Source organism: Subsaximicrobium wynnwilliamsii (genome assembly GCF_007997225.1).
GTDB classification, from domain to species: domain Bacteria; phylum Bacteroidota; class Bacteroidia; order Flavobacteriales; family Flavobacteriaceae; genus Psychroserpens; species Psychroserpens wynnwilliamsii.
In genome coordinates this window covers 221716-235005 of record NZ_VORM01000005.1, presented here as the reverse complement: position 1 = coordinate 235005, position 13290 = coordinate 221716, and the positions used below count along the sequence as shown (strand labels likewise).

The following is a 13290-nucleotide window of genomic DNA, read 5'->3' as shown; positions in this document are numbered from 1 at the left end:
GATCAACCCTCCATATCTCGTGATTCCAATTCTTCTTTTACCGCGCTTATGATAGGTCTGGCTTGATCCAGCTCATCATTATTTACAAACAATTCTTGATAGCCTTGGATGGAAGATCCAAAACCTGCGAGTCGCCCAGATTCAGATTCGTCTTTTAGAATGGCCTGTATTCCAGCACTGTGAAGTCTATCCATAGCGAGTTGAACGATGATGAAGTTGCCTTCAAAAATCTTTGTATAATCTGTTTCAGACATGATGTTTAGTTTTATTGATTAATAATCAAGTTACGAAAAAATAAGTATACCTAGTTAAAATAAATAATGCTTAATTCTAACTTAAATGGCAATACTATTGAATCTTTTTCGAATATTTAGGGGATTTATTGCAATTATGACAATTTCCCAAGCTTAGGTTAATAAACTGTTAATATCGTACTTGAATGGAACCATGACTTTAATTGATGCGTAGATAAGGCAAACAACAATTAATTAAATCAAAAACGCATTATGAAAACTTCAAAAAAATTAGTCGGAATTGCATTACTTTCTGCCACCATGTTTGTAGGATTTAACGGTACAGCCCAAGAGAAAAAAGAAACCAAAAAGGAAATGGCCAATAAGGTGGAAAAGAAAATGGATAAAAAGATGTCTGTTGAAAAAACAATGATGCCAGACGCAGAGGTCAAAACTGTTGGAGGCGCTAAAATGTTTCCAACCCGTAATATTGTGGAGAACGCCATTAATTCTAAAGATCATACCACATTGGTAGCAGCAGTAAAAGCAGCAGACTTGGTAGAGACTTTAACAAGTGAAGGTCCATTTACGGTCTTTGCGCCAACTAACGAAGCATTTGAAGCTTTACCAGAAGGAACAGTGGCGACTTTATTAAAGCCAGAAAATAAAGATCAATTGCAAAGCATTCTTAAATATCACGTCGTTGCTGGAAACTATTCGGCAGCATCAATTGGAAAATTGATAGCGGACAACAACGGGGAAGCTAAATTAGCAACCGTTGCTGGTGGAAATTTAATCGCCACTGCAAAAAACGGAAAAGTCTATATTACCGATGAAAACGGAAATTCTGCTGAAGTGACTATCGCAGATGTTAACCAATCCAATGGTGTAATTCACGTTGTGGATGCTGTTGTTTTGCCAAAAGCATAAGACTTTCATTGAGATTAGTATATATTTCATTAAAATCCCGTCATTATTTGGCGGGATTTTTTTGTTTAATGGATGGCGATAGTTGCGCCTAAAACCCCCTTTATTCATTTCCTCAATCTGCGAATAATATAATAATATGACAAATTAATTAGCATTTTGAGTGTTTTTATCTAATTTAGTTAAAAATAATCTCAAAAATAACCTTCAATTATGGAAAATAAATCAGAAAGCAACGCTGCTCCCCAAGGAAAAAATTTCGATATCAATGAGCAAGCGCCTCAATGTCCGTTTATGGGGAGTCCGCATCAAAAAACTGCAGGTGGTGGCACAACGAACCGCGATTGGTGGCCAAATGAACTTAAACTGAATATATTAAGGCAGCACAGCAACAAATCAAATCCTATGGGAGATGATTTTGACTATAAAAAGGAATTCAACAGTTTGGATTTTTCAGCATTGAAGCAGGACGTGATTGATTTAATGACCGATTCCCAAGAGTGGTGGCCTGCAGATTATGGTCATTATGGCGGACTCATGATTAGAATGGCTTGGCACAGCGCCGGCACCTATCGTATTGGAGATGGAAGAGGAGGAGCTTCAGCGGGAAATCAACGTTTTGCACCAATTAATAGCTGGCCAGATAATGGTAATTTAGATAAGGCGCGCTTGTTGCTATGGCCGATAAAACAAAAATACGGCAGAAAAATATCTTGGGCCGATTTGATGATCTTGGCAGGTAATTGTGCTTTGGAATCTATGGGTTTCAAACCCTTCGGATTTGCAGGAGGGCGCGAGGATGTTTGGGAGCCAGAGCAGGATATCTATTGGGGAAGTGAGACCGAATGGGGTGCCAATGACGAGCGCTATGCTGATGGTGAATTGGAAGCACCACTCTCTGCAACTTTAATGGGTTGGATCTATGTGAACCCTGAGGGGCCAAATGGCAATCCAGACCCGATGGGCTCAGCGGCAAATGTTAGGGAAACCTTTGGCAGGATGGCCATGAATGATGAAGAAACCTTGGCTTTATCTGCTGGCGGACATACCTTCGGAAAAGCGCACGGTGCAGCAGATCCATCAGTATATGTGGATGTGGAACCCGCCTCGGCAGGGATTGAGGAAATGAGTATGGGTTGGAGAAATTCCTATAAATCTGGAGTTTTGGATGACGCCATTACCAGTGGACTGGAAGGGGCGTGGACGCCAAACCCAATTCAATGGGATCACGATTATTTTGAGGTCTTGTTGAATTATGATTGGGAATTGACCAAAAGTCCTGCTGGCGCACACCAATGGCGACCAACTGAAGCTTCTCAGGCTAGAATGGCACCCATGGCCGGCGATGCTTCCAAGAAACAGCAATTGATGATGACCACGGCCGATATTGGTTTCAAAGTGGATCCTAAATATTTGGAGATTTCAAAACGTTTCCATAAAGATCATAAAGCCTTTGAAGATGCTTTTGCAAAAGCCTGGTATAAATTAACCCACCGTGATATGGGACCCGTTTCACGTTATTTAGGTCCTGATGTGCCGCAAGAAGAACTATTATGGCAAGATCCCATCCCTAAAGTGGATCATGATCTTGTAGACGCTAGCGATATCAAACATTTGAAGCAATTGGTGTTGGATTCAGGTTTGTCGGTTTCAGAATTAGTGACCACAGCTTGGGCTTCCGCTTCTACCTATAGAGATTCCGATAAACGAGGTGGTGCCAATGGGGCTCGAATTTGTTTGCTTCCGCAGAAAAATTGGGAGGTCAACAACCCAGAACAATTGGATAAGGTATTGACAGCATTGAAACGTGTTCAAGCCGATTTCAACGGAAGCCAATTGGGCAACAAAAAAATCTCAATGGCAGATTTGATCGTGTTGGCAGGTTGCGCCGGAGTTGAGAAATCTGCTAAAGCTGCTGGTCACGAAATCGAAGTGCCTTTTCATGCAGGACGAACCGATGCTACTCAAGAGCAAACGGATATCGATTCCTTCGGCTATTTAGAGCCCAAAGCCGATGGCTTTAGAAATTTCATGAACGAGCATCAAAAGTTGGCTCCAGAAGAGGCGCTTGTTGATCGTGCTCAATTATTAACCCTTACCGTGCCAGAACTCGCTGTTTTGGTGGGTGGTTTACGCGTATTGGGCGCTAATCATAGCGGTACCAACTATGGCGTGTTCACTGAGCGTGTTGGCACATTGAGCAATGATTTCTTTAAGAATCTCTTAGATCTTTCTTTGACCTGGAAAGCAGCGACTTCTGAAGACAAAGCTTTTATAGGTCGCGACCGTAAATCGGGCACAATGAAATACACAGGCACTCGAGCCGATTTGATTTTTGGATCCAATTCTGAACTGAGAGCGGTTTCTGAAGCCTATGGCAGCGTAGATTCTGAAGCAAAATTTGTGAAGGACTTTGTCGCAGCCTGGAGCAAGGTTATGAATCTAGACCGTTTCGATTTGAGATAACAGTATTGGAATAAACCGAAAAAAATCCACTTTACAAATTAATGTAAAGTGGATTTTTTTTCGTTTTTGAAGTACAAAGTTTAGGATTTGACGAATCTAAAATTACTACATTCCTAATTCCTAATCCCAAATTCCTCACAGCTCATACCTACTTATCAATGGAGCCCAAAACCCGTTTCATAAACGCATTGAGCGCTTCTTTTCGCGGTGTGCCATCCTTGATCATTTTATGAACTTCAAGTGCACCATACATGTTGGAGATTAATTCACCAATCACATCGAGCTCTTCGTCCTTTAAAGAAGGTACTTCCGTCAAAGCCTCCAAGGTTTCAATGGTTTCATTGATAAAGTCCTCATCGTTGGCTTCTATAAAATCGGTAAGGTGTTTTATTACTGGTAGTTTCATAATAGTTCTTCCGAAGTAAATCGGGTGGTTTAAAAGTTATGTCAATAGATTTAAATAAGTACTCAGGACGAATAAGCTTATGACTTAAGACCAATTGGAGCTCATTTTTTTAATTGCACTTATCTTCCGTCTTAAGTCTTAAGTCTTAAGTCTTCAGTCTTCAGTCTTCAGTCTTCAGTCTTCCGCCTTCAATCTTCCGTCTTCCGTCTTCCGTCTTCCGTCTTCAATCTTCCGTCTTCCGTCTTCAATCTTCCGTCTTCCGTCTATTTCGCCCTCAATTCATTTCAGCCACCAACTCCTTCAGTACGTCAAATTTGTTGGTTTGTACTTGATTTACCAATTCGCCATTCTTGAACAAAGCAAAGGTTGGAAGATTGTCCACTTTTGCCAAAGTTCTACTTTCTGGAAACTTTTCAGCATCAGCGATTACAAAACTCGCATTCTCGTGTTCTGTTGCCAGTTTTTTGAACTTAGGCTTCATGATTTTGCAATTGCCGCACCACGTCGCTGAATATTGTACCATTACAATATCATTTTCTGAAATGATTTCCTTTAAATTATCTTTTTCTAATTCCTGTACCATGTGTCTTGTTTTTAGTTGTTAAAAGTCAAATCCCAAACTAAATTAATTTGGGATTTGAAAAATGATTTAAGCTATCAAAGCTTAGTTCAATTGAGCTTTTAAATATTCTTTTGTGCTATTTGCATTTGGTTGCATGGCTGCTTGGCCATCTTCCCAATTTGCAGGACATACTTCACCTTTTTCTTGAACGTGTGTGTAAGCATCAATCAAGCGTAAATATTCATTTACATTACGACCAAGTGGCATATCATTAACACTTTCATGTACAATCTTACCTTCTTCATCGATAATATAAGTTGCTCTATAAGTGACATTGTCACCTTCAACTTGCATACTATCTGTTTTTTCGTCGTAAACTTCGTTTTGGATATCCAAGATACCTAGAACACTTGAAAGATTTCTGTTTGAATCTGCAAGGATTGGATAAGTTACACCTTCAATACCACCGTTATCTTTGGCAGTGCTCAACCATGCGAAATGTACTTCTGGAGTGTCACAAGAGGCGCCAATTACTAGCGTATTTCTTTTTTCAAATTCTTTGATAGCAGATTGAAAAGCGTGAAGTTCTGTTGGGCACACGAAGGTAAAATCCTTTGGATACCAAAATAAAACCACTTTTTTCTTATTGTTTACTGCTTCTTCTAGAACGTTTAATTTAAACGTGTCTCCCATATCATTCATTGCGTTTACATTGATGTCTGGGAACTGTTTTCCTACTAATGCCATTATCTTAAATTTTTTGTTATTTATGTTTGTTTTAACTACGACAAAGATAGACAACAAAGGAGGCTGTTTCCATAGGAATTGATTATGAAAAATTATAATCGAATAGCAAAAGTTAATAGTTAAGTGAAAGTATGGCAGTTTGTGCTAAATTCATGATTTTAGAGGTCGGAATATTCGAAAACACGAATAATGGCTTTTGTTTATTGAGAATTTAGGAATTAGTCTTTGAGCGCATTCGTATCTTAATTGACAAAGCTGCAAAAGTTAAGGTCATAAACGGACTCAACCAATTGAATATTGCATAGAAAAAGTACTCACCAACACCAACACCCAAAACACCAGATTGATAGGCGCCACAGGTATTCCATGGAATAAGTACTGAAGTTACCGTCCCAGAATCTTCCAAGGTACGACTCAAGTTCTCAGGCGCCAAATCGCGGTCCTCAAAGGCTTTTTTGAACATCTTGCCAGGGATAACGATGGCTAGGTATTGGTCTGAAGCCACTATGTTTAAGCCAATACAACTGGCAACGGTACTGGCGAACAATCCGAAAATAGACGAAGCCACCGAGAGCAGCGCCTTTGTAACGCGTGCAAGTGCGCCAATAGCATCCATAATACCACCAAAAACCATGGCACAGCAAATCAATAGTATCGTCCAAATCATGCCTTCCATGCCGCCGGAACCAAAAAGTTGTTTCAGTTTATCGATGGTCAATAATTTACTAATGCTATCCACTTTTTCATCCAAGGTGGCTTGGTCATAAGTGGTTTCAGAAAAGAGTTTTGCCAATTCTTCATCGCTAAAGTTTTTTTCGATACCACCCTCTTTAAATAAAGGAGCGAGATCGGCATTGTTGGCTATGGCCTCACGATCTTGTTCATTGAGGTTAGCCGTGTAAGATTTGTCATCAATTGGGATATTAGTATCGGTAAGTACCGCTTTTACTATGGTTTCGGTTTTTGAACCCGTCACATTTTCAAGAACCTCTGGTTGAAAAACGAACGCAAAGATGCCGGCTAATACCACGCCAGTCCCCAGTGCGATAAGTGGTTTGGTTTTTAAAAGAATCAAACCCACCACTGCAATTGGCACTAAAAAAAGCCAAGGTGTGATGTTGAAGGTTGCAGCTATGGTTTCGAGAATTTGCGAGATATCAGCATTACCGGTGGTTTGCAAGGAAGCGCTAATGATTCCGAAGACAATTAGCGTAATCAAAATTGTTGGCACGGTGGTAAATGCCATGTATTTTATGTGGGTGAACAAATCGGTTCCCGCCATGGCAGGTGCCAAATTGGTTGTGTCACTCAAAGGGGACATTTTATCTCCAAAATAAGCGCCGGAAATCACTGCTCCAGCAATCATCCCAGGATTGATGCCCAAAGCTGTGCCAATGCCAACTAAGGCAATGCCAACGGTGGCCGATGTGGTCCAGGAACTTCCAGTGGCTATGGAAATGACCGCCGCAATCACTACGGAAGCCGGCAAAAATATCGCCGGACTCAAGACTTGGAGACCGTAATAGACCATGGCAGGGATGACGCCACTAATAAGCCAGGTGCCTGCCAAAGCACCTACGAGGAACAGAATCATGATGGGTACAAAAACACTTTGGAGATTTTCCCAGATTTCCTTTAGCATCCTTTTAAATCGGACTTTATTGAAAAATCCAACCACGGCGGCAACTCCACCACCCAATAACAGGATAATTTGATTGGTATAAGTGCCAAACCATTCTTGGCCTTCAACGAAAAAAATATTATAGGCCAGCATTCCCATCAAAATCACAACCGGAATGAGCGCCTCAAAAAGATTAAGTTCCCTATTTTCAACGATATGCTGTCCACCTGCTTCGAATTCTGAACTATTTTTATCGTCTTCCATAAATAAGATTTAGTTTTTGGTCTCGTAATGTTACAATAATGTTGGCTATTCTGCAAATTGCGACATTGTGTTCTAAATCCTAACGAATATAAAAATCAAGTAAATTGGAGTTTTAGGTTGTTATTTTAGAGGCTATGTTTTAATAAAAAACAGACTCGAGTTATGAGTCTGTTAGTTGCTAGGTTTTATTAAGGACTTATGACAGAAACCCTAAAGCGAGTAAGTAGCCAATTTATGTTTTCTGTCCTTTTGCTGTAATGTTTGAAGCCAACTCACAATGAGCCCATTTAAAGTAAAAAGTCTTGTTTTTTGATTTATAAAATATCCAATTTTTCCATACAAGAACGCATCACTTGATAGGTACGCTCAATATCGGCATCCAAGCCAATTGAAAATCGAATGAGGCCGTCGCTTAAGCCCATTTCAGCCTGCTCTTCTTCAGAAATTTCAGAAGATGTAGAGCTGCTTGGAGCAGAGAACAAGGTTTTGTAAAACCCAAGGCTTACTGCCAAATACCCCAGATTTTCGTTTTGCATCATCTCCATGAGCGCATTGGCCTTATCCAAACTGCCAACATCAATGGTAAGCATACCGCCATATCCATATTTTTCGTTCATCATCGATTTGAATAATTGGTGCGATGGATGGGAAGCTAAACCTGGATAAACGGTTTTGAGTCCGTCGTGTTCAAATTTTTCAGCCAAATAATTGGCGTTGTGACTGTGCTGTTGCATGCGAATGTGCAGCGTTCTCAAGTTTTTTAAAACCGAAGCCGCGCGCAAGCTGTCCATTGTAGAACCCAACAGCATAGAAGCGCCATCGTTTACGCTTCGCAATTCGTTGATGAATTCCTGAGTGCCACAAACCACACCACCTACAGTGTCACTGGAGCCATTGATGAACTTGGTCAAACTGTGAATTACAATATCAGCGCCCAATTGCGCGGGTGAAATGGATAGCGGCGAAAACGTATTATCGACCACTAATTGCAAATGGTGACGTTTAGCGATTTCTGCCAGACCTTTAATATCTGCAACTTCCAATAGGGGATTGCTTACCGATTCGCAATACAAGACTTTGGTGTTTTTGTTGATGGCAGCCTCAACGGCTTCCAAATTGGTAATATCCACAAATGAGGTGCTTACCTTAAATCGAGGGATAAAGTTTTTTAGAAAGGCATAGGTGCCTCCGTAAATCGTTCGGCTAGAAACAATATGTTCGCCAGCCCCACATAATTGCATCAATACCGGAGAGATGGCGCCCATGCCAGAGGCCGAGACATTTGCTGTTTCGGTGCCTTCCATAGCTGCTAAGGCTTCGCCTAAATACAAATTGGAAGGCGAGGAGTGCCGTGAGTAGAGATAACACCCGTCGGCATTGCCCTCAAAGGTATCAAACATGGTCTTTGCAGACAAAAATGTATAGGTGGAAGAATCGGAAATTGAAGGATTGACGCCTCCAAATTCGCCAAAATATTGTAAATCCTGGATATTATTTGCGGGTTTAAATGCCATTGCTAATAAATTTATAGTTAGACACCAAATATGCGAACTATTAGATGATTTATCAATGGAAGACTCATTATTCAGCATATAAAACTAATTAAACGGATTGTTATAGATTTTAATTGTTATTTTGTTGAGATGCAAAACCCAATCCCGAAAATCTTTCAAAAATGACAAACTTAGATCCCATAGATAAAATGCTGCTGAAGATATTGCAGAACGACAGCAAACAAACCAACAAACAACTGGCACTGCAACTTAATCTTTCCGTGACCGCGGTTTATGAGCGCATCAAAAAATTGGAGCGTGCCCAGGTCATTTCCAAATACGTGGCCTTGGTAGATAAAAGCAAGGTCAACAAAAGTTTTGTGAGCTTTTGTAGCATTAAATTGACGCAACATACCCAGGATCATGTGAGGCAATTTGAAAAGGAAGTCATTAAACTCAAGGAGGTTTTAGAGTGTTACCATACCAGTGGTGATTACGATTACTTGTTGAAAGTGCTGGTTGGCGACATGGAGGAGTTTCGGAAATTCATGGTTGAGAAGTTGACCAGCATTAGTCATATTGGGAGTACCCACAGCGCTTTTATGATTAGCGAAGTCAAACATACCACTGCAATTAGTGTCGTTTAAATTTATAACTTTAGAAAATGCAATCCTACGTTTATAAAATTTCCGAATTATTTATAATTTTTATTTTTATACCGGTAAGTTTCGCCATTGATTATGCAATTTGGTTAAAAATGACGATTGGGACGATCGGGTTTTTATACGTCTTGTTTGTGTTGATGCGCGTTGAAAAGATCAAGTTTGAAATCGCAGCACAAATTAATTGGAGGTCATTTTTGCAACGTACTTTCAGCCAATTGGTAATCATTGCTGTGCTCACCACCTTGTATATGTGGTTTGTAGATCGCCAAAATCTTTATATGGTCGTACTTAATAAACCTTTATTGTGGCTCGCCATTCTGTTTTTTTACAGTCTTTTTTCGGTGTATCCTCAGGAGCTCATTTATAGAACCTTGTTTTTTAAGCGGTATCAATCATTGGTTAAAAATGAAATGGGCTTCATACTTTTAAATGCTGCTTTATTTTCTTTGGCGCATCTGTTCTTCGGCAATGTGCTGGTCATGGTCCTGACCTTCGTTGGTGGACTATTGTTCGCCTTAACTTATAAAAAAACAAAATCAACGCTATTGGTTTCTTTAGAACACGCCATTTATGGGTGCTGGTTGTTTACGGTAGGGATGGGTGACATGCTTGGGTTTCCGTCGTAACTATTTCAGTATAAAAAAAATGTCAAAGCAACCATTATCCATTTTTTTGCGTCTATAAAGTACAAACCAGTATCACAATCCTTAATTACATATAGTCAACATGATTAAAAAAATAGTATTAACGCTTTGTACGCTCATCGTTTTGGTCTCTTGTGGAAGTATAGAAAAGTACAACTTACAAGTTACACAACTTCATCCCGTTAAAGATGTGCATGAAGATATTGATAAAGCATACACGCAACTCCAACGTCATCACCCACGATTATATCAATATGTCCCTAAAGAAACGTTGGATTTTAAGTTTGACAGCCTAAAAAAGGCGATCAATGAACCCATGGATGGTCGTACGTTTTATAAGCAATTAGCAATGGTTACTAAACATATTGGTCAAGGTCACACGTCAATTTCACCTCCTAGTACAAAATTATCTAGGGATCAACGAAAGGAACTCCTAAAGACTCGTTTTGATATTAGTTATCTAAGTTTTGAGTATTTGGACGGTAAGCTATTTATCACTGATGCTGTGGGTAAGGATTCTGTTTTAATCAATGCTGAAATTTTAAAAATTGAAGACGAATCATCTCAAGATTTGATTAGAAAGTATAAAGATTTGATTGCTTCGGATGGCTACAATACCACATTTCATAACCGTGTAGTTGGCAATCGTTTTTTACGCTATTATGCAAGTGATAAAGGACGTTTTGATAGTATTTCATTAACCTTAAGAAATGCAGATTCTACATTTGTTAAAAATTATAAGAGAAGACCTTTGAGAGACCAACTTCAAATAAAGAACGATTCCATCAAAAGAGATTCTATTAAACTGGCAAATAAGACAAAGCCAAAACTGACTAAAGCTGAACGAAAAGCAAAAAAATTAGAGAATAAAGCCAAACGAAAATATAATAGCAAATATGGTTTTGTGCCAACACCAAACATGCCAAACGTGAAAAACTACACTAGAAACTTAAACTTTGTAGGTAAGGACAGCACAGTGGCAATGATTAAGATCAAAGGATTTCAAAATGGAAATTATAAGGGGTTTTACGATGACACCTTTACAGTATTGGATTCACTCAAAACCGAAATACTTATCTTAGACTTGAGGAATAATTTTGGAGGACGTTTAAATGAAATCGAGTATTTGTACGGGTATCTCACAGATGAAAATTATACATTTTTAAATAAAAGTGAAACCAATACTAGATTTCCCATTCTAAAAAGTTTGATGAGTAATTCAAATTCGTTAGGTCTTAAGATGTTTGCTGGCCTGTTATCACCTGGTTTGGCTATGGCAGATGTGCTTCGGGTAAGTAAAAAAGATGGTCAGCTTTACCGTAAATTTAAATCGGCTCAAGAGCAAGAACCAAAACCATTGAATTTTAACGGGAAAGTTTATGTGTTAATCAATGGAAATTCATTTTCAGCCTCATCGGTACTTGCATCACAATTGCATGGAACCAATAGAGCTACTTTTGTAGGAGAAGAAACAGGAGGTGCTTATAATGGTACAGTAGCGGGATTATTTAAAATCTACGAATTGCCTAACACAAAGGTGGAAGTAAGAATAGGCTTGATGAAAATAGACACAAAGCAAAAAGTAGATACAGATGGTTATGGTGTAAAACCAGATGTTGAGATTATCCCAACTTACCAAGATAGGCTCAACCATATTGATCCAGAGTTAGAATGGGTTTTAAAAGATATTGAAGCAAAAAAGGGAATCAATAATGCTGCTAATTATAGGTTTTAAAAATTCGCAAATCTTTAATCAAAGTCGTATTTTTGCACCGCAGTTCTCAACATCCCAAGAACTATTGGGAGGGAATCGCACTATAAAATCTAATAAATATTTTCTTATGAAATCTTACGACGTCGCAATTATCGGTTCTGGACCTGGAGGTTATGTTGCAGCCATACGTTGCGCACAATTGGGTATGAAAACCGCAATAATCGAAAAATATTCAACCCTTGGCGGCACTTGCCTCAATGTGGGCTGCATCCCGAGTAAGGCGCTATTGGACTCGTCCCATCACTATGATGATGCCATCAAACATTTTGAGGAGCATGGCATCGATATTCCAGGTGAGATCAAGGTTAATCTAAAACAAATGATCTCGCGTAAACAAGCTGTGGTAGATCAAACCACCAGTGGGATTGATTTCTTGATGAAAAAAAATAAGATAGATGTCTATGAAGGTATGGGTAGTTTTAAAGATGCCACACATATTAAAATAGAAGGGAAGGAATCTTTGGAAATTGAGGCTAAAAACATCATTATCGCCACAGGTTCCAAACCGGCTAATTTACCATTTATCAAATTGGACAAGGAGCGAATCATCACTTCGACTGAAGCCCTAAAACTCAAAGAAATCCCTAAACACATGATCATCATTGGTGGCGGTGTGATTGGGTTGGAATTGGGCCAAGTTTACAAACGTTTGGGTGCGGAAGTCACGGTTGTGGAGTATATGGACCGCATCATTCCTTCGATGGATGCTGGCCTCTCCAAAGAGCTCAACAAGGTCTTTAAAAAGGCAAAATTCAACATCAATGTTTCACATAAAGTAAAATCGGTTGAACGCAAAGGTGATGAAGTCATCGTCAAGGCCGATAACAAAAAAGGCGAGGAAGTAGAGTTTAAAGGCGATTATTGCTTGGTTTCAGTAGGGCGACGACCATATACCGATGGGCTCAATGCTGAAGCTGCTGGCGTGAACATCAACGATAGAGGCCAAGTGGAAGTCAACGGCCATTTACAAACGAATGTGAAGAACATCTATGCCATTGGTGATGTTATCAAAGGTGCGATGCTGGCACATAAAGCCGAGGAAGAAGGCGTTTTTGTTGCTGAAGTTTTAGCAGGTCAAAAACCGCATATTGATTATAACCTTATTCCAGGTGTGGTTTATACTTGGCCAGAAGTCGCTTCTGTCGGAAAAACCGAGGAAGAATTGAAAGAAGCTGGCACCGAATACAAAACAGGACAATTCCCAATGCGAGCTTTAGGCCGAAGTCGCGCCAGTATGGACACCGACGGATTCGTAAAAATCCTTGCCGACAAGAAAACCGATGAGATTTTGGGAGTACACATGATTGGCGCACGTTGTGCCGATTTGATTGCTGAAGCAGTCGTCGCAATGGAGTACAAAGCCAGTGCCGAGGATATCGCGAGAATGTCGCATGCACATCCAACCTATGCCGAAGCTGTAAAGGAAGCAGCATTGGCGGCTACTGAAGATAGAGCGCTTCACGTCTAATATTCCTGCGAACCTTTCTG

The 13290-nt window shown here is 39.8% G+C and carries 12 protein-coding genes; 6 read left to right on the top strand and 6 right to left on the bottom strand.

Annotated features, from left to right (window positions below; all coding sequences use genetic code 11):
- Positions 1-2: 2 nt before the first annotated feature.
- A complete protein-coding gene (locus tag ESY88_RS06860; protein WP_147085782.1) occupies positions 3-254 on the bottom strand; it encodes a putative signal transducing protein in 252 nt (83 codons plus the stop codon).
- Positions 255-506: 252 nt separating this feature from the next.
- Between ESY88_RS06860 and ESY88_RS06855 the strand changes: the two genes are divergently transcribed.
- Together ESY88_RS06855 and katG are read left to right on the top strand one after the other, a co-directional pair.
- The gene (locus tag ESY88_RS06855; RefSeq protein ID WP_147085781.1) at positions 507-1163 is read left to right on the top strand and encodes a fasciclin domain-containing protein; all 657 of its coding nucleotides are present in this window, start codon (positions 507-509) and stop codon (positions 1161-1163) included.
- A gap of 210 nt (positions 1164-1373) precedes the next feature.
- Positions 1374-3626: a catalase/peroxidase HPI gene (gene katG, locus ESY88_RS06850; RefSeq protein WP_147085780.1), complete on the top strand. Its 2253-nt coding sequence runs from the start codon at positions 1374-1376 to the stop codon at positions 3624-3626.
- A 148-nt stretch (positions 3627-3774) separates the two neighbouring features.
- Here katG and ESY88_RS06845 read toward each other — a convergent pair whose 3' ends face one another.
- The 5 genes from ESY88_RS06845 to ESY88_RS06825 all read right to left on the bottom strand — a co-directional run bounded on the left by ESY88_RS06845 (position 3775) and on the right by ESY88_RS06825 (position 8740).
- Complete coding sequence (locus ESY88_RS06845; RefSeq protein WP_147085779.1) at positions 3775-4032, bottom strand: DUF6952 family protein; 258 nt, start codon at positions 4030-4032, stop codon at positions 3775-3777.
- A gap of 274 nt (positions 4033-4306) precedes the next feature.
- Positions 4307-4615, bottom strand: coding sequence for a thioredoxin family protein (locus ESY88_RS06840; protein ID WP_147085778.1), 309 nt, complete (start codon positions 4613-4615; stop codon positions 4307-4309).
- 81 nt (positions 4616-4696) lie between these two features.
- On the bottom strand, positions 4697-5341 hold the full coding sequence (locus tag ESY88_RS06835) for a peroxiredoxin (protein WP_189702543.1): 645 nt from the start codon (positions 5339-5341) through the stop codon (positions 4697-4699).
- Between the two features lie 211 nt (positions 5342-5552).
- The gene (locus ESY88_RS06830) at positions 5553-7226 is read right to left on the bottom strand and encodes a Na+/H+ antiporter NhaC family protein (protein WP_147085777.1); all 1674 of its coding nucleotides are present in this window, start codon (positions 7224-7226) and stop codon (positions 5553-5555) included.
- Positions 7227-7540: 314 nt separating this feature from the next.
- Complete coding sequence (locus ESY88_RS06825) at positions 7541-8740, bottom strand: aminotransferase class I/II-fold pyridoxal phosphate-dependent enzyme (protein ID WP_147085776.1); 1200 nt, start codon at positions 8738-8740, stop codon at positions 7541-7543.
- Positions 8741-8901: 161 nt separating this feature from the next.
- Here ESY88_RS06825 and ESY88_RS06820 point away from each other — a divergent pair, with 161 nt between their 5' ends.
- The 4 genes from ESY88_RS06820 to lpdA all read left to right on the top strand — a co-directional run bounded on the left by ESY88_RS06820 (position 8902) and on the right by lpdA (position 13270).
- Positions 8902-9366: an Lrp/AsnC family transcriptional regulator gene (locus ESY88_RS06820; RefSeq protein WP_147085775.1), complete on the top strand. Its 465-nt coding sequence runs from the start codon at positions 8902-8904 to the stop codon at positions 9364-9366.
- Between the two features lie 17 nt (positions 9367-9383).
- The gene (locus tag ESY88_RS06815; RefSeq protein ID WP_147085774.1) at positions 9384-10010 is read left to right on the top strand and encodes a CPBP family intramembrane glutamic endopeptidase; all 627 of its coding nucleotides are present in this window, start codon (positions 9384-9386) and stop codon (positions 10008-10010) included.
- Positions 10011-10110: 100 nt separating this feature from the next.
- On the top strand, positions 10111-11763 hold the full coding sequence (locus tag ESY88_RS06810) for a S41 family peptidase (RefSeq protein WP_147085773.1): 1653 nt from the start codon (positions 10111-10113) through the stop codon (positions 11761-11763).
- Between the two features lie 106 nt (positions 11764-11869).
- Positions 11870-13270, top strand: a complete 1401-nt coding sequence (lpdA, locus tag ESY88_RS06805; RefSeq protein ID WP_147085772.1) for a dihydrolipoyl dehydrogenase — start codon at positions 11870-11872, stop codon at positions 13268-13270.
- Positions 13271-13290: the final 20 nt, after the last annotated feature.

Coding starts and splice junctions, on each gene's coding strand:
- ESY88_RS06860 (WP_147085782.1), bottom strand. CDS start 254: ATGTCTGAAACAGATTATACAAAGATTTTTGAAGGCAACTTCATCATC.
- ESY88_RS06855 (WP_147085781.1), top strand. CDS start 507: ATGAAAACTTCAAAAAAATTAGTCGGAATTGCATTACTTTCTGCCACC.
- katG (WP_147085780.1), top strand. CDS start 1,374: ATGGAAAATAAATCAGAAAGCAACGCTGCTCCCCAAGGAAAAAATTTC.
- ESY88_RS06845 (WP_147085779.1), bottom strand. CDS start 4,032: ATGAAACTACCAGTAATAAAACACCTTACCGATTTTATAGAAGCCAAC.
- ESY88_RS06840 (WP_147085778.1), bottom strand. CDS start 4,615: ATGGTACAGGAATTAGAAAAAGATAATTTAAAGGAAATCATTTCAGAA.
- ESY88_RS06835 (WP_189702543.1), bottom strand. CDS start 5,341: ATGGCATTAGTAGGAAAACAGTTCCCAGACATCAATGTAAACGCAATG.
- ESY88_RS06830 (WP_147085777.1), bottom strand. CDS start 7,226: ATGGAAGACGATAAAAATAGTTCAGAATTCGAAGCAGGTGGACAGCAT.
- ESY88_RS06825 (WP_147085776.1), bottom strand. CDS start 8,740: ATGGCATTTAAACCCGCAAATAATATCCAGGATTTACAATATTTTGGC.
- ESY88_RS06820 (WP_147085775.1), top strand. CDS start 8,902: ATGACAAACTTAGATCCCATAGATAAAATGCTGCTGAAGATATTGCAG.
- ESY88_RS06815 (WP_147085774.1), top strand. CDS start 9,384: ATGCAATCCTACGTTTATAAAATTTCCGAATTATTTATAATTTTTATT.
- ESY88_RS06810 (WP_147085773.1), top strand. CDS start 10,111: ATGATTAAAAAAATAGTATTAACGCTTTGTACGCTCATCGTTTTGGTC.
- lpdA (WP_147085772.1), top strand. CDS start 11,870: ATGAAATCTTACGACGTCGCAATTATCGGTTCTGGACCTGGAGGTTAT.